The sequence below is a fragment of the Plantibacter sp. PA-3-X8 genome (assembly GCF_003856975.1).
Taxonomy (GTDB): Bacteria; Actinomycetota; Actinomycetes; order Actinomycetales; family Microbacteriaceae; genus Plantibacter; species Plantibacter auratus.
On sequence record NZ_CP033107.1, the window covers coordinates 165024 to 184763 of the forward strand.

The 19740-nt window shown below is 71.6% G+C and carries 19 protein-coding genes and 1 riboswitch; of the genes, 10 read left to right on the top strand and 9 right to left on the bottom strand.

Going from position 1 to position 19740, the window contains the following annotated elements:
- Nucleotides 1–42: 42 nt before the first annotated feature.
- From EAO79_RS00800 to EAO79_RS00810, 3 genes are all read left to right on the top strand, one after another.
- On the top strand, nt 43–1545 hold the full coding sequence (locus tag EAO79_RS00800) for an AlkA N-terminal domain-containing protein (RefSeq protein ID WP_241160947.1): 1503 nt from the start codon (nt 43–45) through the stop codon (nt 1543–1545).
- Nucleotides 1542–2102, top strand: coding sequence for a methylated-DNA--[protein]-cysteine S-methyltransferase (locus EAO79_RS00805; RefSeq protein ID WP_124767416.1), 561 nt, complete (start codon nt 1542–1544; stop codon nt 2100–2102). Before EAO79_RS00800 ends, EAO79_RS00805 begins: the two co-directional genes overlap by 4 nt.
- 710 nt (nt 2103–2812) lie before the next feature.
- Complete coding sequence (locus EAO79_RS00810; RefSeq protein WP_124767417.1) at nt 2813–4183, top strand: deoxyribodipyrimidine photo-lyase; 1371 nt, start codon at nt 2813–2815, stop codon at nt 4181–4183.
- Between the two features lie 159 nt (nt 4184–4342).
- Here EAO79_RS00810 and EAO79_RS00815 read toward each other — a convergent pair whose 3' ends face one another.
- A complete protein-coding gene (locus tag EAO79_RS00815) occupies nt 4343–4999 on the bottom strand; it encodes a response regulator transcription factor (protein WP_124767418.1) in 657 nt (218 codons plus the stop codon).
- Entirely contained in the window at nt 4992–6257 is a 1266-nt protein-coding gene (locus tag EAO79_RS00820; protein WP_124767419.1) for a sensor histidine kinase, read from the bottom strand. The genes EAO79_RS00815 and EAO79_RS00820 overlap by 8 nt, the downstream gene beginning before the upstream one ends.
- Nucleotides 6258–6433: 176 nt before the next feature.
- Between EAO79_RS00820 and EAO79_RS00825 the strand changes: the two genes are divergently transcribed.
- From EAO79_RS00825 to EAO79_RS00835, 3 genes are all read left to right on the top strand, one after another.
- Nucleotides 6434–7519 carry an ABC transporter permease gene (locus EAO79_RS00825; RefSeq protein WP_124767420.1) on the top strand — a complete coding sequence of 362 codons (1086 nt, stop codon included), beginning with the start codon at nt 6434–6436 and terminating at the stop codon, nt 7517–7519.
- A gap of 61 nt (nt 7520–7580) precedes the next feature.
- Complete coding sequence (locus EAO79_RS00830; RefSeq protein ID WP_124767421.1) at nt 7581–8285, top strand: ABC transporter ATP-binding protein; 705 nt, start codon at nt 7581–7583, stop codon at nt 8283–8285.
- A 51-nt stretch (nt 8286–8336) separates the two neighbouring features.
- Nucleotides 8337–8738: a hypothetical protein gene (locus EAO79_RS00835; RefSeq protein ID WP_124767422.1), complete on the top strand. Its 402-nt coding sequence runs from the start codon at nt 8337–8339 to the stop codon at nt 8736–8738.
- Between the two features lie 154 nt (nt 8739–8892).
- Here the strand turns inward: EAO79_RS00835 and EAO79_RS00840 are convergent, their stop codons facing one another.
- From EAO79_RS00840 to thiM, 4 genes are all read right to left on the bottom strand, one after another.
- A complete protein-coding gene (locus EAO79_RS00840; RefSeq protein WP_064296149.1) occupies nt 8893–9189 on the bottom strand; it encodes a pyrimidine/purine nucleoside phosphorylase in 297 nt (98 codons plus the stop codon).
- A 47-nt stretch (nt 9190–9236) separates the two neighbouring features.
- On the bottom strand, nt 9237–10805 hold the full coding sequence (locus EAO79_RS00845; protein WP_124767423.1) for a bifunctional hydroxymethylpyrimidine kinase/phosphomethylpyrimidine kinase: 1569 nt from the start codon (nt 10803–10805) through the stop codon (nt 9237–9239).
- A complete protein-coding gene (gene thiE / locus EAO79_RS00850) occupies nt 10802–11512 on the bottom strand; it encodes a thiamine phosphate synthase (protein ID WP_241160948.1) in 711 nt (236 codons plus the stop codon). Before thiE ends, EAO79_RS00845 begins: the two co-directional genes overlap by 4 nt.
- Nucleotides 11509–12360 (bottom strand): hydroxyethylthiazole kinase, encoded by an 852-nt coding sequence (thiM, locus tag EAO79_RS00855; protein ID WP_124767424.1) that lies wholly within the window; start codon nt 12358–12360, stop codon nt 11509–11511. Before thiM ends, thiE begins: the two co-directional genes overlap by 4 nt.
- Nucleotides 12352–12452: riboswitch (TPP riboswitch) on the bottom strand. Its footprint overlaps the gene before it by 9 nt.
- A 60-nt stretch (nt 12453–12512) precedes the next feature.
- Here thiM and EAO79_RS00860 point away from each other — a divergent pair.
- Nucleotides 12513–13022: a DUF1622 domain-containing protein gene (locus tag EAO79_RS00860; RefSeq protein WP_079706613.1), complete on the top strand. Its 510-nt coding sequence runs from the start codon at nt 12513–12515 to the stop codon at nt 13020–13022.
- Nucleotides 13023–13032: 10 nt separating this feature from the next.
- Here the strand turns inward: EAO79_RS00860 and EAO79_RS00865 are convergent, their stop codons facing one another.
- From EAO79_RS00865 to EAO79_RS00875, 3 genes are all read right to left on the bottom strand, one after another.
- Nucleotides 13033–13716, bottom strand: coding sequence for an HAD family phosphatase (locus EAO79_RS00865; protein ID WP_079706612.1), 684 nt, complete (start codon nt 13714–13716; stop codon nt 13033–13035).
- Between the two features lie 80 nt (nt 13717–13796).
- Nucleotides 13797–15074, bottom strand: coding sequence for a CDP-alcohol phosphatidyltransferase family protein (locus EAO79_RS00870; protein ID WP_124767425.1), 1278 nt, complete (start codon nt 15072–15074; stop codon nt 13797–13799).
- A gap of 104 nt (nt 15075–15178) precedes the next feature.
- On the bottom strand, nt 15179–17182 hold the full coding sequence (locus EAO79_RS00875; RefSeq protein ID WP_124767426.1) for a carboxypeptidase regulatory-like domain-containing protein: 2004 nt from the start codon (nt 17180–17182) through the stop codon (nt 15179–15181).
- Between the two features lie 262 nt (nt 17183–17444).
- On the opposite strand from EAO79_RS00875, the gene EAO79_RS00880 reads away from it, so the two are divergent.
- The 3 genes from EAO79_RS00880 (at nt 17445) to EAO79_RS00890 (ending at nt 19623) form a co-directional block, all read left to right on the top strand.
- A complete protein-coding gene (locus EAO79_RS00880; protein WP_124767427.1) occupies nt 17445–17894 on the top strand; it encodes a hypothetical protein in 450 nt (149 codons plus the stop codon).
- Between the two features lie 119 nt (nt 17895–18013).
- Nucleotides 18014–18988: a DMT family transporter gene (locus EAO79_RS00885; protein ID WP_124767428.1), complete on the top strand. Its 975-nt coding sequence runs from the start codon at nt 18014–18016 to the stop codon at nt 18986–18988.
- Nucleotides 18985–19623 carry a GntR family transcriptional regulator gene (locus EAO79_RS00890; RefSeq protein WP_124767429.1) on the top strand — a complete coding sequence of 213 codons (639 nt, stop codon included), beginning with the start codon at nt 18985–18987 and terminating at the stop codon, nt 19621–19623. Before EAO79_RS00885 ends, EAO79_RS00890 begins: the two co-directional genes overlap by 4 nt.
- The last annotated feature ends 117 nt before the right edge of the window (nt 19624–19740 follow it).

Consider the following 19740-nt stretch of genomic DNA (forward strand, 5'->3'; position numbering starts at 1 on the left):
TTTCCGCTCGTCGGACCCGGTGGCGCATGTCAGACTCGGATCATGGACGACACCCGGAGCATGGACTTCGCCGAACGCTACCGCGCGATCCAAGCCCGCGACCAGCGCTTCGACGGGCAGTTCATCACGGCCGTGAGCTCCACGGGGATCTACTGCCGGCCGTCCTGCCCGGCTCGAACCCCGAAGCCGGAGAACGTCACCTTCTACGCGACGAGCGCCGCGGCGCACGAGGCCGGTTTCCGCGCATGCAAGCGGTGCCTGCCTGAAGCGGTCCCGGGCACGCCCGCCTGGAACCTCGGCAACGACGTCGCCGCGCGCAGCATGCGCCTCATCGCCGACGGCGTCGTCGAACGGGAGGGCGTCCCCGGGCTCGCCTCGCGCCTCGGGTACTCGAGCCGGCATCTGACGCGGATCCTCAGCGCCGAGCTGGGCGCGGGTCCACTCGCCCTGGCGCGGGCCCACCGTGCGCAGGGTGCTCGCCAGCTGCTGACCGGCACCGACCTCCCCTTCGGTGACATCGCCTTCGCCGCCGGGTTCTCGAGCATCCGGCAGTTCAACGACACGATGCGGGAGGTGTTCGAGCTTACCCCCGGTGAGCTGCGCGCGAAACACCGGACGGTCGGCGAACACGCCTCCGGCTCGATCACCCTGTCCCTGCCGTTCCGCCGCCCGTTCGACGCGGCGGGCGTCTTCGCCTGGCTCGCGCCACGGGCGGTGGACGGCGTCGAGCTCGCGGGGCCCGAACACTACGCCCGGCTCCTCGCCCTCCCCGGCGGCACGGCGTGGTTCGAGGTGCGACAGCTCGGCGACGACCTCCGACTCACCGCCGAGGTGACGGACCTCGCCGACCTGCCGGTGCTCGTCTCGCGGGTCCGTCGACTCTTCGACCTCGACGCCGACCCGACGTCGGCCGACGCCGTCCTCGCGACGGACCCGCGTCTCGCCGCCTCGGTCGCGGCCACACCCGGCATCCGACTCCCCGGGGCGGTCGATCCGGAGGAGATGCTGGTCCGGGCGATGGTCGGCCAGCAGATCACTGTGGCCGCGGCGCGCACCCGGCTCCGCCGTCTCGCGGACGAGGTGAGCACGACGGTCCCCGAACGACACGGACTGCACCGGCTCTTCCCGACGGCGACGCAGATCGCGAACGGCGGGGAGGCCACACTCGTCGGGCCCCGAGCGCGGATCGACAGCCTGCTCGGCGTCGCGCGGGCACTCGTGTCCGGTGAACTCACGATCGGCTTCGGCGACGACCGCAACGAGCTCCGGACGCGCCTGCTCGCCATGAAGGGGATCGGCCCCTGGACGGCCGACTACGTCAGCATGCGGGTGCTCGGCAACCCCGACGCCTTCCTGCCCGGCGACGTCGCCGTCCGCACGGGTGCGGGCCGACTCGGCTTGCCGTCCGACGCCCGCACCCTCACTGCGGAAGCGGACGCCTTCGCCCCGTGGCGCTCCTACCTCTGCCTCCACCTGTGGAAGGCGGCCTCCACACCGGCGCCGTCCGCCGCACCCTCAGCCCTCGAGAAAGGTCCAGCAGCATGACCACCATCATCTCCAGCACGAGCGCCCGCCGCGGTGACGGCCGGGCGTCCGGCGCGCAGCTCACCGCGACCAGCCAGACCGTCGACACTCCGGACGGCCCCTTCACGATTCTCGCGCGGGAGGACGGAGCGGTGCTCTCCTCAGGGTGGTCCGACGACATCGGCGTCATGCTCGAACGGATCCGGCCAGCCGACCGCCCCCGCGAGACCGTGGCGGGGACGATCACGGCGATGGACGCCGTCCGGGCGTACTACGACGGCGACCTGGCGGCGATCGACCTCGTACCGGTCGCCCAGTTCGGTGGCCCGTTCCGCACGCACGCCTGGACGGTGCTGCGGACGATCGCCGCAGGACACTCGGTGACGTACACGGAATTCGCCGCGGCGAGCGGTCGGCCGTCGGCGGTCCGCGCTGCGGCGAGCGCCTGCGCGACGAACGCGCCCGCCCTGTTCGTCCCGTGCCACCGTGTCCTCCGGACCGACGGGACGCTCGGCGGGTTCGCGTGGGGACTCGACGTCAAGCGGTCGTTGCTCGACCGCGAGGCCGCGCTGAGCTGAGTGGGCACGGGAACAGGGAACACGGTCCCTGAGCACCCATCCACGGACCCTGAGCCTGTCGAAGGGCGGCGCCTCCCCGTGGGCACTTCGACAAGCTCAGTGACCGGAGGATGGCTCAGTGACCGGAGAAGGAAACACCGGACCACGAGGACACGCGTCCAGACCGGGAGAACCCGCCCACGGTCCCTGAGCCTGTCGAAGGGCGGCGTCACACCGTGGGCACTTCGACAAGCTCAGTGACCGGAAGAGGAGACAGCGAAGCACGAGGGCACCCGTCCAGACGGGGAGAACCCGCCCACGGTCCCTGAGCCTGTCGAAGGGCTGCGCCTCCCCGTGGGCACTTCGACAAGCTCAGTGACCGGAGAAGGAGACAGCGGAGCACGAGGGCACCCGTCCAGACCGGGAGAACCCGCCCACGGTCCCTGAGCCTGTCGAAGGGCTGCGTCACACCGGGGCACTTCGACAAGCTCAGTGACCGGAAGATGGCTCAGGGACCGGCGGAAGAAACACCGGACCACGAGGACACGCGTCCAGACCGGGAGAACCCTCCCACGGTCCCTGAGCCTGTCGAAGGGCGGCGCCTCCCCGTGGGCACTTCGACAAGCTCAGTGACCGGAGGATGGCACGGTGACCGGGACGGCACGATGACCGGCACGGGCGGGTCCGGTCAACCCTCCGGTCCGGTTCCATCGTCCGCGTAGGCTGACGGGATGGCTGCTGCCCCGACGATCGTATGGTTCCGCGACGACCTCCGCCTGGCCGACAACCCCGCGCTGCACGCAGCGGTCGAGCTCGACGCGCCGATCCTCTGCCTGTTCGTCCTCGACGACAGCGAAGCGCTGCGACCGCTCGGCGGCGCGTCCCGCTGGTGGTTGCACCACAGCCTCGAGGCGCTCGGCGACGACATCCGCGGTCTCGGCGGCACGCTCCTCCTCCGATCCGGGAGCGCCGCGACCATCGTCCCCGAACTCGCCCACTCGGTCGGCGCCGGCGCCGTCCTGTGGAACCGTCGCTACGGCGCGGCCGAGCGGGAGATCGACGCCGGGATCAAGTCGGAGCTGAAGGAGGCCGGGCTCGACGCTCGCAGCTTCGCCGCGAACCTCCTCGCTGAGCCGTGGGAGATCGTCACCGGACAGGGGCAGCCGTATTCGGTGTTCACCCCGTTCTGGAAGGCCTCGCTGCAGCGGCACGCGGCGAACCCGCCGAGACACCCCCTCCCCGCGCCGACCGCACTGACCGCCATGGCCGAACCGCCCTCGGGCGACGAGCTCGGCTCCTGGAACCTGCTCCCGACGAAGCCGGACTGGGCGGCCGGACTCCGGGAGCAGTGGACGCCCGGTGAGGCCGGCGCCGACGCGCGGCTCGCCGAGTTCCTCGACGACGGCGTCACGGGCTACGCGGAGGACCGAGACTTCCCGGCCCAGCCGTCGACCTCCGGGCTCTCCCCGCACCTCCGGTTCGGCGAGATCAGCTCGCCGCAGATCTGGCACGCCGCCCGCGACGGCCGCCGGCATCTCGGCGACGACGGCGCCACCTTCCTCAAAGAACTCGGCTGGCGCGACTTCGCCTACCATTGCCTCTTCGCCTTCCCCGACCTCGCGACGCGCAACTGGCGTCAGGCCTTCGACCGGTTCCCCTGGCCGGACGTCGACCAGGACGCCTTCGACGCCTGGACCGCCGGGAAGACCGGAATCCCGCTCGTCGACGCCGGCATGCGGGAGCTCTGGGCGACGGGCACCATGCACAACCGGATCCGGATGGTGACGGCATCCTTCCTCACCAAGAACCTGCTCATCCACTGGAAGCTCGGCGAGGACTGGTTCTGGGACACGCTCGTCGACGCCGACCCGGCGTCCAACCCCTTCAACTGGCAGTGGGTGGCCGGCAGCGGCTTCGATGCCTCGCCCTACTTCCGGATCTTCAACCCGGAACGGCAGCGCGAACGCTTCGACGCCGACGACGCGTACATCAAGCGATGGGTGCCCGAGTTCGGGACGCCCGACTACCCCGAGCCGATCGTCGACCTCGGCGAGACGAGACAGGCTGCGCTCGCGGCGTACGAGCAGGTCAAGGGGGCATAGCTCCGGGCCGTCGTTCTTCGACCCTTCGACAGGCTCAGGGACCGGGATTCGGCTCAGGGACCGCGTGGATCGGACCGTGAGTCAGTCGACCCTTCGACAAGCTCAGGGACCGGGTGGACGCTCAGGGACCGGGGTGGCGCTCAGGGACCGGGGTGGTGCTCAGCGGGTGCGGAAGAGACCGGCACGCTGGGCCGCGGCGATCGCCGCCGAGCGGTTCGACACGTCGAGCTTCGTGTAGATGTGGGCGAGATGCGACTTCACCGTCGTCTCCCCCACGTGGAGTCGCCCGGCGATCTCGAGGTTGGTGAGCCCCTCGGCCGCCCGTGCGAGCACCTCTATCTCGCGCGCGCTCAGCGCCTGTTGCGGTGCGCTCACCCGAGCGACCAGCCGGGTCGCCACGGCCGGCCCGAGCACCGAGTTCCCGCCGGCCGCCGAGCGGATGCCGTCGATGAGGTCCTCCGGGGCGGCGTCCTTCAGCAGATACCCTGCGGCTCCGGCTTCGATCGCGCCGAGGATGTCGGCGTCGGAGTCGTAGTTCGTCAGCACGAGGACCGACGGACCGCCCGGCAGCGACGCGATCTCCCTCGTCGCATCGATCCCGGTCGGACCGTCGCCGAAGCTCAGGTCCATGAGGACGAGGTCGGCGCCGGGTGCGGCGGCCACGGCCTCGGCTGCAGTCGACGCGGTCCCGACCACCTCGATGTCGGCGATCGGCGCGAGGACCGCGAGGAGTCCGGCTCGGACGATCGGGTGGTCGTCCGCCACCACGACCCGGATGACCTGCGGCTCCCCGGCATCCGTCGCATCGTCACGCATGGACGTCCCCCTCCACTCCTGGTACCGCGAACCGCACGGTGATGGTCGTGCCGGCGCCCGGCGCGCTGCGCACCTCGACCTCGCCACCCAGTTCGGTGATGCGACGGCGCATGGACATCATGCCGAACGAACCGCCAGCAGTGCGCTCGGCGACCCTCGCCGGATCGAACCCCACCCCGTCGTCGTCGATGTCGAGGATGACCTCCTCGTCGAGGTAGGTGAGGGTGACGTCCGCCCGGCTCGCTCCGGCATGCCGGACGACGTTCGCGAGACTGCTCTGCGCGGTCCGGAGGAGCGCGGTCGTCACCGGCGTGCCGAGGACGAACGCATCGCCGGTGACCGTCGTGGAGACCGGCGTGCCGCTCTCGGCGGCCGTCGTCTCGGCGAGCCGTCCGAGCGCGTCCGCGATCGTCGCGCCGACCAACGCCGGCGGACTCAGCTCGTCGATGAGACCGCGCGTCTCGGCGAGGGCCGTCGCCGCGGCATCCCGCGCCAGCCCGATGTGCGAACGCAGCTGCTCCGTGCCCGGCTGCTCGACGGCGGAGCGTTCGGCCGCGTGCAGGAGCAGCTGGATGCTCGACAGGGCCTGGGCGACCGTGTCGTGGAGGTCGGCGGCGAGGCGCTCGCGCTCCGCCAGCTTGCCCGCCTGCCGACCGCGCTCGGCGAGCTCCTCGCGTGCTGCGACGAGCTCGGCGATGAGTCGCTCCCGCTCGGCCGCCTCCCGAGCCAGCGTCTCGTAGCCGAGTCCGATCGCGACGGCCACGGCCGCACCGACGAGCGGGCCGACGACTCCTCCGACGCTGAAACCGGCGTGCAGACCGATCGCCACCACCGCGGCGACGGTGGCGATCACGACGGCGGGCACCGCGACGGCCCTGGGGAGGAGGTGCAGATAGAGGAAGAACAACGGGAAGACCAGGTAGGCAGCATCCGGGCTGAGCAGGACGAGGACCACCCACTCGACGCTGAGCAGCACCAGCCAGACGAGGACGGAAACCCGACCTCGACGGACGCCCACCGGCGCGGTGGCGCGATCGGTCCCTCCGCTGGCGGCCACAGCGCGCCGAACCCGACCGCCGAGGATCGCGCCAGCGGCGTAGGTGAGCAGCATGACGACCGCGAGGACGATCGCCGCGAGGCCCGCTTGGCCACCGACCGAGACGGATCGCGCGATCACGAGCACGATGAGTGCGGTGACGAGGCCGTGGAGGCCGAGCTGCAGGCCGGTGAACACGGGGCTGAGTGCCGAGTGCTTCATCCGCCCAGCGTACGGCGGGGATCGTCCTCGCGAATCATCAGAAAGGTGGAACGTCGCCTCCACCTGACCGCGCCTGAGGACCGTCCCGTCCGACGATGCCCGGCGTCGGCGACGCGGCGAGGCTGGAATCCTGCCGCACCACGGAGACGCCGTCGGGCGGCGGACAAGGAGTCCCCATGTTCGTCGCCTGGCGCGACATGCGCTTCGCCACCGGTCGCTTCGTGCTGATCGGGGCGGTCGTCGCCCTCATCACCCTGCTCGTCGGATTCCTCAGCGGCCTCACCGCAGGGCTGGCGAACCAGAACATCTCGGCGATCACCGGGCTGGGTGCGTCGAGCATCGTCCTCGCGGCCCCCGCCGACGGCGAGCAGGCGACGTTCGCCGACTCCGCGATCGATGCGGACGCGGCCACCACGTGGGCTGCGGTCCCCGGGGTGGACGGTGTCCAGGAGCTCGGCATCAGCCAGACGCGGATGACCACGGACGATGCGCGCACCTCCGTGGCACTGTTCGGGATCAGTGGTGACGCCGTCGCGGGTCGCGCAGCCGACGTGCCCGCTGACGGGACCGCCCGCCTGAGTCGGACCGCCGCGGAGGCCCTCCACGTCTCCCGAGGCGACACCGTCTCGATCGGTGGCAGCGAACTCGAGGTCGGATCGGTCGTCGACGACCAGTGGTACAGCCACACGCCGGTCGTCTGGACGAGCCTGTCGGAGTGGCGGTCGCTACAGGCCGCGCAAGGGTCCCCCGGCGACGGGGTGACCGCGCTCGCCATCACCGGGAACCCGAGCGCCGATGCGGTGGCGGGAGCGGAGCAGGCCACCGGCACGGTGTCGAAGGACGTCCTGTCGTCCCTGCTCGCGATCGGATCGTTCCGCTCCGAGATCGGATCGCTCCTCCTCATGGTCGCCATGCTGTTCGGGATCTCGGCGCTCGTCATCGGAGCCTTCTTCACGGTGTGGACCATGCAGCGCGCGGGCGACGTGGCGATCCTCAAAGCGCTGGGCGCGACGACCCGTCGGCTGTCGCTCGATGCGCTCGGCCAGGCGCTCGTCCTCCTCGTCCTCGGCGTCGGACTCGGCATCGGCATCACCGCCGCACTCGGTTCCGCGGCGGGCACGGCGCTGCCCTTCGTGCTCAGCCCACTGACGACGCTCGTGCCCGGGGTGATCATGATCGCCCTCGGCCTGATCGGCGCGGCGTTCGCCCTGCGGTCCATCCTCTCGGCCGACCCGTTGACCGCGCTGGGCGGCAGCCGGTGAACGCGCCCGACCTCCCCGCATCCTTCCTCGCACCCACCCTCGTCACCATCGGAGTCACCGCATGATCTCGCTCACCGACGTCACCCTCACCTTCCCCGACGGCGACCACCGCGTCACCGCCGTCGACCACGCGACCCTCACCGTCCCGGCCGGGACCGTCACCGCGCTCACCGGGCCCTCGGGCTCCGGGAAGTCGAGTGTGCTCGCCGTCGCGGCCGGCCTCATCCGGCCCGACAGCGGCCTCGTGGAGGTGGCCGGGGTCGACGTCACCTCCCTCGACCGCCGGGCGGCCACCGACTTCCGCCGCACGAGGCTCGGCATCGTGTTCCAGCAGGGCAACCTGCTGCCGTCGCTCACGGCCCTCGAGCAGCTGTGCGTCCTCGGGACACTCGGTGGCCGCGCGTCGCGGGCCGACCGGACGCTCACCCGCGAGCGGGCCGCTATGCTGCTCGCCGCCGTCGGGCTCGCCGACCAGGCGGGCAAGCGGCCGCACCAGCTCTCCGGTGGTCAGCGGCAGCGGGTCAACATCGCGCGCGCCCTCATGAACGAGCCCGACGCCCTCGTCGTGGATGAACCGACCAGTGCGCTCGACCACGAGCGGGGATCCACGATCATCGAGCTCATCCTCGAACTCACCGCGACCTCGGGCGCCGCGACGCTGCTGGTCACCCACGATCGGAGCCACCTCGACCGCATGGACCAGGTGCTCGTCATGGAGGACGGCCGGCTCAGCGCTGCCGCCGACGCGCTGGCCCTGCGGTCCTGAGGTCCACCGTCGCCCGGCGGTAGGGTGAGGTCACGTCGAGAGAGGACCGCCATGCGCCGTGCGACCCGTGGGTTGACCGTGATCGCGATCGTCGGCGCCGTGCTCGGCACGAGTGCCTGCACCGGTGGCGCGGACTCGCCCTCCGGTCAGAGCTCCGCGAGCGAGGCCGGCGTGATCGCACCCGTCATCGTGCAGCTCGTCGATCAGGACGGCCGCACCGTCACCGTCGGCCTCGACAACGTGGTGGACCTCGTCGCCGTCGATCCGACCGTCTGGTCCGCGAAGGTCGAGGATCCGTCGATCGCGGAGTACGTGCCGGGCGGATCCCGCGGCGGCGCATCGTTCAACCCCGGTCTGCAGCCGCTCGAGGTCGGGAGCACGACGGTGACGCTGACGAACAGCTCCGACGATTCGACCGTCGTCCTCACGCTCGAGGTCGTCGACCGGTCCTGAGCCGGGGACGCTCGGACGAACCGAACCGGTCCCTGAGCCTGTCGAAGGGCGCACCCACCCCGGTCCCTGAGCCTGTCGAAGGGCCCACCCACCCCAGTCCCTGAGCCTGTCGAAGGGCGCACCTACCCCGGTCCCTGAGCCTGTCGAAGGGCGCTCAGATGTTGAGGTAGCGGCAGAGGTACGCGGTGGTGACCTCGACCTCGACCTGGAAGCTGCTGCTCCCCGGGACACTGAACTGCGCGTCGGGCCCGAAGTCCTGCCACGCACTCGTGTTCGGCAGGAGCACGCGGAGCTTGCCGGAGATCACGGACATCTCCTCGGCCTTGCCCGTGGTGAAGGTGTACTCCCCCGGCTCCATCACTCCGACGCTGGCCGACTCCGCACCGGGCTCGTTCGTGGTGAAGCCGATCGACTTCACGTTGCCGTCGAAGTACTCATTGCTCGTCAGCATCAGGGGCCTCTCGTCGTGGTCCGGGACCGCGGCGGCGGATCCGGCCTTCATCGTATCGGCTCGGCGAAGAACGCCTCCTCGTGCGCGGCCGAGGCCAGGAACGCCCGTCGCATCGTCTCCCGGCCGGCCTCGTCCGCACGAGCTGCCGCCCCGGCGACGATCTCGATCGCCCGGGCGTTCGCCATCGCGAAGGCGGGGTCGGCGTAGGTGTCGAGCCACGCCGCGTACGGGTGCTCCGCGTGCGATGCGCCGACGAGCCGCTCGCCGAGATCCTGATAGATCCAGTAGCAGGGCAACACGGCGGCGACCACCCGACCGTAGTCGCCGTCGACGGTCGCCGCGTGCAGGTGGTCGAGGTAGGCCGTGGTCGTCGCCGACGGCTCCACATCCATACCGCCGACGGCATACGTGCTGAGCCAGGTGCGATGCAGCTCCATCTCGGCCTCGATGGAGCCCGCCGCGCCGGTCGCCCAGAACACCTGTTCCTCGGCCGTCGGCGCCAGTGCACTCGCTCGCGCAAGGACCCGCGAATAGGCCCGCAGGTAGATCGCGTCCTGCTGCAGGTACCAGGCGAACCGGGCTGGATCGAGGGTGCCGTCCGCGAGCGTCGTCACGAACGGCAGGTGATCGATCCGCGTCCGCAGCTCGGCGATGTCCTCCCACCAGCCCGTGAGGATGCTGGCGCCGTCCTGCCGACTCGAGGTCGTCCCGGACGATGCCCACAGCTCGGCGAAGTGGCTGATCGGCCCGTTGCCCGAGCCGACCTCGAGCACGTCCGCGTGTCGGAGGCTCGACGTGAGCCACGTCTTCGCCTCGCTGAGCGCCTCGGTCCAGGACCCCGAACGGACGACGAGGGTGGCCATCGCGCTCGACAGGGAGCACCCGGTCCCGTGGGTGTTCCGTGTGTCGACTCGAAGACCGTCGAACTCGACGAGTGATCGGTCGTCGCCCAGACCACCCGCGGCGTCGACCAGCGCATCCGGGCACGCGGTCGTCCCGGTCAGGTGCCCGCCCTTCACGAGCACGATCACGCCCGCCTGCGCCGACACCCGCTCCGCTTGGGCGAGTGCGTCGGCCCAGCTCGTCGCCACCGGCTCGTCCGCGAGGACGGCGAGCTCCGGCAGGTTCGGGGTCAGGAGGTCGACGTGTGGCAGGAGCGCGCGCATGGCCGCTTCGGCGTCGCGGTGGAGGAGGCGGTCCCCGCTCGTCGCCACCATCACCGGGTCGAGGACGACGGGTCCGGTCACGGTCTCCTGCAGCCAGGTCGACACGGTGTCGATGATCGCGACGTCGCCCAGCATCCCGATCTTGACCGCGTCGATCACCACGTCGTCCGCGACCGCGTCCAACTGCTCCCGGAGGAACCCGACGGGCGGGGTGTGCACGGATCGGACGCCCCGGGTGTTCTGCGCGACGAGCGCGGTGACGACCGCCATGCCGTATCCGCCGTTCGCGGCGATGCTCTTGAGGTCGGCCTGGATCCCGGCACCACCGGTCGGGTCGGTCCCGGCGATACTCAGCACCCGCGGTGTGTCCCGGAACGCGACGGGTCGTCGACCGCGCACCCGGTCCGAGCTCGACGACTCCGGCGTCGTCGTCTGCTCCGCGGCGCTCATGCCGAGACCTCGGTCCAGGCGCTGCGGAACGCCCGGGCGGCGGCCGCCGGATCGTCGGCGGCGCAGATGGCGGAGACGACGGCGAGACCAGCGGCACCGGCAGCGTGGAGCTCGACCGTGTCCTCCAGTGACACCCCACCGATCGCGACGCACGGGAGTGGGGTCGCGGCGGCGATCGCGGCGAACCCCTTCACGCCGAGCGGCTCCGGGTGGTCCGGCTTCGTCGTCGTCGGGCGGATGACGCCGACGCCCAGGTAGTCGGCGGTCCCGGGAGGCAGCGCTGCGACCGCGTCGAGGTGCGCCGGGGTGTTCGCCGTCAGCCCCACGACGGCGGCCTGCCCCACGATGCGACGCACGGCGTCGACCGGGAGATCGCTCTGACCCACGTGGGCACCGTGGACGACTGCACCGGCGGAACGGGCGGCGAGGAACACGTCCACCCGATCGTCGACGAGGAGCAGCGCCCGCCCGGCGACGACCTCTGCAGCACGAACGGTCAGCTCGAACAGCTCTCGCGCCGACGCGGTCTTCTCCCGCAGCTGGACCGCGGTCACCCCGCCGTCGACGGCTCGGCGCACGACGTCGAGGACACCGCGATCGCCGCTGGCCGAGGCGTCCGTGACGAGGTAGGTCGCGATGCCGCGGCGCACGAGCTCGGCGTGCGAACGGGCCGCGAGGACCCGGTCCGCGGTGGTCGAGGCGCTCACGCGATCACCGCCAGGCTGCGGACGGTGTCGGCATCGAGGAGGTGGAGGTGGTCGAGGAAGGCGGGAGCGAAGGAACCGGGGCCACGGCTCTCCGCAGCCGCCAGCTGCGCGGCGACCGTGTACGCGGTGGTCGCCGCGACCGTCGTCAGCAGCCGGTCGTCGTCGAGTGACGCGAAGGCGGCGAGTACGGCACCGAGGGCACAGCCACCGCCCGTCACGAGGGTGAGCCAGGCATGTCCGTTCGAGCAGCGGACGATGCGCTCACCGTCGGTGATGACGTCCGTCGGCCCGGAGATCGCGACGACGGCACCCGAGGTGCGGGCGATCGCGGTGGCCGCCTCGATCGCACTGTCGACCGAGTCGGTGCTGTCGACCCCGCGACCGCCGGCGCCCAGTCCGGCGAGCGCGATGATCTCGCTGGCGTTGCCGCGGACGATCGTCGGCCGGAGGGCGAGGAGTTCGGCGGCGAGCGCCGTCCGCACCGGCAGGAAGCCGACGGCGACGGGGTCGAGCACCCACGGGGTGCCGGCGTCGTTCGCGGCGGTGGCGGCCTCGACCATGGCTTCGCGCTGCTCCGCCTGCGGCGTCCCGAGGTTGAGGAGCACCCCGGAGGCGATGCGGGCGAACGGTCCGGCCTCGGTGGGGATGTCGGTCATCGCCGGGGCGGCGCCGATGGCGAGTAGGACGTTCGCGGTGAAGTTCGTCACCACGGCGTTCGTGATCGATTGGACGAGCGGCGTGCACTCGCGCAGGCGGTCGAGGAGGTCCCCGGAGGCGCTCGCGAACTCGCCGACGGACGGCTCGTCGGTGGACGGGTGGGCAGACTGCTGCGGTGTGCGAATGCTCATTCGCGACATCCCTTCGCTCGGACTAACGAGATCAGGTTCGACGGGTGTGTTCTCAGCCGATCGTCGTGGGATCGGCACCCCGTGTCACTCGCGACCACCCTAGCGGGTCGGCCCGGCTTCCCGTCCAGCGGGCGGGCGAGGATGATGGAGGGATGGACTTCTTCGAGCTGGTCACCATCGTCTTCGAGGTCGCCGGTGTCGGGGCGATGGTCGTGGGCTTCGTGATCGCCGTCACCCTCTCGGCCCGCCTGTGGTGGAGCACGCGCGACGGCGCACGGGCTTTCCGGATGCTGCGGGAGACGATCGGCTCGGTCATCCTGCTCGGGCTGGAGATCCTCGTGGCCGCCGACCTCGTGAAGACGGTCACGTCGACGCCGTCGCTGACCGACGCACTCGTCCTCGCGATCATCGTCGTCATCCGCACCCTGCTGAGCTTCTCCCTGCAGATCGAGATCGAGGGCACCCTCCCCTGGAGGCGCCTGGCGACGACCGGCCCACAGCTGTTCGACCGTGCTGTCAAGCGCGGTGGCGAACGCACGCGGCGTCGCGCCGAGGAGCAGGACGTGTCGACGTCAGCCGATCCGACACCGGCGCCGACGGGCACAGCGCAGGCCGTCGCCGACGATGAGGACGGCTTCCCCGAGCTCCGCAGTCGCAGCTAGTGCGGCGCGGCTAGCGTGCCGCGGAGGTCGCCCAGGTGTCGCGGATGAGGTCGGGCAGCAGGCGCATGTCGTCGAAGACGTGGGTGCCGTCGCCGATGAGGCGCTCGGCGGGCGTCATGCCACCGGCGTAGGCGTAGACCGTCATGCCGGCCGCGCGGGCAGCCAGGACGCCGACGACGCTGTCCTCGATGACCGCGCACCGCTCGGGGGCCGTGTCGAAGTCCGCGGCGGCGTGGAGGAAGAGGTCGGGTGCGGGCTTGCCGACGGCGACGTCGGTCGCGCTGAAGATGCGCCCGTCGAAGCGGTCGTGGATGCCCACCTGCCCGAGGTTGCGGACGACGTCGTGCAGCATCCCGTTCGAGGCCACGCACAGCGGCACCCCGGTCGCAGCGATGCCGTCGAGGGCGTCGACGACCCCGTCGACCGCCTCGAGCTCGCGCTCGCAGATGCCGCGGAACATGTCGCTCCAGCGCTGGATCCAGTCGGCCTCGAGCGGCTTCCCGAGACGCTGCTCGACGAGCGTCGCGTAGGTCTCGAGCGAGGCGCCGACGAAGAGCTCCCGCACCTCGGCCTCGGTGTAGTCGCCGCCGACCTCGTTGAGCAGCTGGAGGTTCACTCGGACGGAGATGCGTTCCGTGTCGACGAGCGTGCCGTCGCAGTCGAAGATGACGAGGTCCGGATAGTCGACTGGCATGCTCTGAGCCTAAACGACACCGCCTGCGCTGTGGCCGTGTGCCCTCCGGCGGCGACCTCCGACGGCGGTCGGCGTCATGGTCAGCGGGCCGCGCGGACGCTCTGTCGCTGCCAGGTGACGACCATGCGTCGCGCATACTGGGTCGCCGCGACGAAGTGGCCGAGGAGTCCCAGGAGGATCGCCACGAAGCCGACCCCGCCGAAGACCCGGTAGAGCGCCGACGCCGGATCCCCGCCGCCGAGCGCGAGGCCGATGAGCAGCGCGAAGAAGCCGACGAAGAGGAACACCGTCCGGATCTTGCCGGCGATGCTCACCGGCACCTCGGGCGTCCCGCGGAATGCGACGACGGCGACGAACGCGAGCAGGAGGTCGGGGACGATCATGACCACGAACACCTGCCACGGGATGATCTGCGCGATGGCGAACGACGCGGCGACCACGACCACGGTCAGACGGTCGGCGACCCCGTCGAGCCAGGTGCCGAGCGCGGAGACCGTGCCCATGCGGCGCGCGATCTGCCCGTCGGCGACGTCGCTCAGGAACACCACCGCACCGACGACGAGCGCAGCCCAGTAGGAGCCGGTGATCACGAGGGCGGCGAACACCGGGAGCAGGACGATGCGCCCCGCCGTGATCGCGTTCGGGAGGTTCTTCCAGTCGTCGTCGGAGAACAGCTGCGTCCGGAGGCGCGCGAGCGGCGTCTTCTCGTGCAGGGTCACCGGGATCATCGCCTCGTCGCCGGGGATCGCGGCACCGCGGCGGAATCGGGCGATCGCGACCACCGTGACCACCACGACGAGCGCGAACAGCAGCACCCAGCCGGTGGCACCGAGGTACTGGCGGACCGTGTCGAGTGTGGCGCGGACGAGGGAGCCGACCCCGACGTAGACGGCGGACCAGAGGAGGGAGCCCAGCAGCGATGCCGCGAGGAACGACCGGTAGGGCACGCGGGCGACCCCGGCGGCGGTCGGTGTCAGGCACCGGAGCACGGGGACGAGCCTCGTGAGGAAGACGGCCTGGGCCCCGCGCCGCTCGAGCGCCTCGACCGCGCGGTCCCAGCCGTGGACGCCGAGCCGCCGGACGATGGCCGAGTCACGGAGGCGACCGCCGGAACGACGACCGACGAGGTAGCCGAGCTGGTCCCCGAGCGACCCGCCGAGGGCGACCGCGAGGAACAGCACGAGGGCACCGGGGGCGGAGTCGAGCATGGCCGCGAGGAGGAGCACCACCGGTTCACCGGGGACGACGAGGCCGAGCCAGAGGCCGGACTCGGCGGTCGTGAATAGGAGCCCGAGGAGCCAGATCAGCGGATCGGGCAGCGCCGTCGCGGCGTCGTTCACCCACCCGATGATGTCCACGGATCCCCGTTCAGCAGTGCGATCCGCACTCCTGGGTGGGGCGCGGCTCGCCCAAGTCTACGGACGAGCCGCACCCTCTCGTCCCCAAGGAGACGACCGAACGGTCATTCGCCGGACAGCTCGTCCCGATTCGCGCGTCGACGACGCAGGACGGCCGCGGTGACGACACCTGCGGCGCCGAGCACGAAGAGTGCTCCGGCCGCGACGATCCACGGCATCGCGTCCGCGCCGGTCGAGGGCAGACGACCCGCGTTGCTGGGAACGGCGGGGTTGCTCGGAACGGCGGGGGCGCTCGGCGTCGCCGTTGGGACGGGCGGCACCGGAGCGACCTCATCGGCGACGAGCACGAAGGTGGGCACCGTCTGGACCGCACCGTCCGTGCCGACGACGACGGTGGCGGTCGTGGTGCCACCCGCGGGCACCGAATACCCGGCCGGGACGGTCAGCGTGACCTCGTAGCTGCCCGGCGCCAGGTCGGCGAGCCCGTAGGAGCCCTCGGCCGTCGTGGTCAGGGCGACCGGGCCGCCCGGCGTCGTCACCGTGACCGTCGCTGCGGGCACCGGGAGGTCGGTGTCCGTGCGGACGTCGCCGATGACGGTGCCGAGCCGAGCGAGTTCGAAGTCGACCGCATCGAGATCGGCGCCGGCGAGCTCCTCCTCCCGGGTGGCCGCTCCGGAGACGACGTAACCCTCCGGGGCGACGACCGAGACCTCGTAGGAGCCAGCGGGCAGGAGCGGGAAGCGGTAAGAACCGTCGGCGGCCGTGACGGCGCTCTCGACCCCGTTCGGACCGTCGACGCTCACGGTGACACCGGCCACACCGACTCCACCGGACGTGATCACCCCGCCGAGACTGGGATTCGCGACGAGCACGAAGTCCTGCTCGGTGATGGGTGTCTCGCTCCCGACCGGGACCGTGAAGACGTTCGGCGGGCTCTGCACCGCGTAACCCGCGGGCGGCGTGATGACGACCGTGTGCTCGCCGACCGGCACGGTGTCGAAGAGGTAGTTCCCGTCGGTGTCGGTGGTGACGCTGCCCGCGCCGTCGATCGTGACCGTGGCTCCGACGATCGGCATACCGTCCGTGTCGAGCGCGGTGCCGGACACGGCGACGGGCACGATGTCACGGACGGTGAAGTCCGCGACGGCGTCGGCGTCCGTGAGGTCCGCGGCGGCTCGTGCGGGACCGTCGGCGATCTTGCCGGTCGGCGGGACGAGCTGCACCGTGTAGCCGTCGGTCGCGAAGTAGCCGGCGAAGGTGTAGGCGCCGCCACCAGCGGTCGTGGTCGACGCCACCACGCGACCGTCGCGGTCGATGAGGCGGACGCCGACGCCGTCCAGCGGGCCGGTGGTCTGGTCGGTCACGGTGCCGGTCACGTCACGCGCGATCGACGCGAACCACGCCTGGTAGACGGGCGCGCCCGACCGCTGCCGGAACGAGAAGGTGAGGCTGGAGATCGGGGCGGAGGGTTCGAACCACCCCGCCGCCCCGGCGGTGTCCTGGGCGGCGGCGTTGCCGCGCAACACCTGCGTCGCCGGGTCCCAGGTGGGGACGTCCGTCGCGGAACCCGAGCAGGAGGGCTTGCCCGAGAGACCCGGGTCGCAGTAGTTGAAGCCGCCGTTGAAGCCGAGCTCGTCGGCGGTGAGGGCCACGCCGTCGGGGCCGATCGCCGTCACCTCGACCTGGTCGGCGTCGATGTCGCCGAGCACGAACGTCCAACCGGAGGGTGGCGTCGGCGTCGCGAAGGAGTAGGTCGTGGTCGAGGGCGACGCCGGGTTGTTCGCCTTCGGTCGGAGGTTCAGGTAGGGCTGATCGCGGCTGCTACCGTACTTGGCTCCGACCGGGGTCGACGCCGCAAGCCAGGTGTTCGCGCCGGAGATGACGCCGAGACCGCTGCCGCTGGCGGAGTCGCTCGTCAGCGCCGCGGTGAGCGCCGGCTGACCTGCCAGCGTCATCGTGCCCTGGTACGACCCGGCGCTCCCGGAGAACGTGGGCCAGGACGCCCAGCTCGAGGTGGTCGCGGCGGATGCGGCCGGAACGGCTGCGGTGAGGGCGAGCGCGGAGGCTCCGAGCAGGGCGAGCACAGCTGCTCCGATGCGGCGGGTCATGGGCGTCAGGATAAACGCACAGCTATTGCCTGCGAAACCCCTCTGTCCCGAATACGGGGGCCGGCGTGACCCGTGGTAACAACGGCGGCGGCACCGCAGACCCATGGGCGCGACACGCAGGATCATCCCGCAGGCGGATTGGAGATCGGGCGCACGGGCGACTCGCAACGGCGGTGATCCGAGGAGGCTGGAACCATCAACCGATCAGCTCCGCACACTGCGGAGAGAGCTCCGCACCTCGCGGAGGAAGGAACCCCACCTCATGTCCGCCTCAGCCACCACCGAGTCCACCACGATCTCGCCCGCCGAGGACGTGACCCTGGCAGACGCCCCGACCGAAGCGTTCGGCCCCGAGCCCCTCACCCAGGCCACGCCCGTGCAGGAGGTCGCGCCGACTCAGCCGACGACCCCGCTGCCCCTCGCACCCCTTCCTGCTGCGACGGCCGCCGACCGCGAGAGCTCCACGCAGACGCTGTCGATCATCGCGTTCGCCCTGTCGATCGCCGCGGTCGTCGCCCCGTCGTTCGTGCTCCTGCCGATCGCCTCGCTCGTGCTCGGTATCATCGCACTCGCCCGCAAGCCGAAGTCGAAGGGCTTCGCGCTCACCGCGGTGATCATCTCCGGCACCATGCTGGCGCTGGCTCTGATCGTCGCCGCCGGCGCAGCCCTGCTCCTCGGGGTGTCGGTGATCGGCAGCGGCTACGCCGGCTGACCCGCCTCCCACCCGACGCCCGTCCACTCCTCGAGTGGGCGGGCGTCCTGGTGTGTTCGCTCGGCGCGAGGACGACCGCGGCATTGATTGTTACACAATCCTCCGCCAGGCTGTCCTCCATGCCCCGTCCACCCGCAGCGAGCCCGGCGACCGACACCGCCGTCGCCACGGCGCGCCTCCCCGTCGCGGCCGCCATCCTCGCCGCCGTGTGCTTCGGGACCACGGGTACGGCTCACGCGCTCCTGCCCGTCGAGGTGGGCTCGGTCGCGTTCGGTGCCGCGCGCATCGTCTTCGGCGGAGCGCTCCTCGTCCTCGTCTGGGCCGCCCTCGGACGGCGCTCCGGGACTGCACGACCGCGTCGGTCTCGGACCACGCCCCTCGCCCGGCCCGCCCTGATCGTCGCCGTCGCCGTCGGCACCATCGGCGTGGCCGCGTACCAGCCGTTCTTCTTCCTCGGCGCGGAACGCAACGGCGTCGCGATCGGGACACTCACGGCGCTCGGCTCCGCCCCGGCCATCACGGGCCTCCTCGAGTGGGCGATCCAGCGTCGACGCCCGAGCGGCCGCTGGTTCCTGGCCACGATCGTCGCCGCAGCCGGGGTCGCCGTCCTGTCCGGAGTGACGGGCGGTGGCACCGGAGCCGTCTCGGTGGACGGATTGCTCGCATCCGTCGGAGCCGGCGCCTCGTACGCGCTCTACACGCTCTGCAGCAAGGCGCTCATCGAGCACGGCTGGTCGCCGCTCGGCACCATAGCGGCCCTGTTCGGCGCAGCGGCGCTCGTCTCGGTGCCGATCCTCCTCGCCACGGAGACCGCCTGGATCCTCACCGTGCCCGGTGCACTCGCGGTCGCGTGGCTCGCGCTCGTGAACACGGTGGCCGGGTACCTGCTCTTCGGCTACGCGCTGGGCGGGCTGCCGGCGTCGCGGGTCGCGACGCTCACCCTCTTCGAGCCGATGACCGCCACGCTCCTCGGCATCCTCCTGCTCGGCGAGTCCTTCGGACCGTCCACGGTGGTCGGCGCGGCACTCCTCGTGGCCGGACTCGCGATCCTGGTGGTGCCGACGCGCTCCGACCGCCGCGGGGTCGACCGATGACCGCGGTCGACGCCGTCGCGGACGCGCTCCGGGAGGACATCCTCGACGGACGACTCGGCGCGGACGAGCCACTTCGGGAGACCGCCCTCACCGACCGGTTCGGCGTCAACCGGCACACCGTCCGAGCGGCGCTGCAGGCACTCGCGGCGGAGCGCCTGGTCACGTTCGAGCCCTACCGAGGCGCACGGGTGCGGGCGTTCAGCGACGCCGAGGTCCTCGCCCTCATGGAGTACCGGACGGCGATCGAGGCCGAGGCGGTCCGGCTGCTGCGAACGCGTGCGGAACCAGGATCACGTCCCGCGGCATCGATCGTCGCAGCGAACGACAGTCTCCGACGCATCTGCCTCGACCGACCCGGCGATCACCGCGCCATCGAGGTCGCGCACGCCGAGCTGCACCACGCGATCGTCGCCGCGGCCCGGAGCCCTCGACTGAGCGAGGCGCACGCCGGCCTGCTCGCCGAGCTCGGCCTGTTCATGGTGCAGCTCCGGAGCGTCCTCCCGCCCGAGGAACTCATCGACCAGCACGACCGACTCCTCCACGCGCTCAGCGGCGACCACGGTGAGGCGGAGCTCCGCGGGCACCTCGCGCACTCGGCGGAGCAGCTCATCGCCCTCCGCCGGTCGGCCCCCTGAGCCGCCCCTTCCGATCCCTGAGCCGCCCCTTCCGGCCCCTGAGCCACCCCTTCCGCTCCCTGAGCTTGTCGAAGGGCACCTCGACAGGCTCGGTGACCGGATGGCGCTCGGTGACCG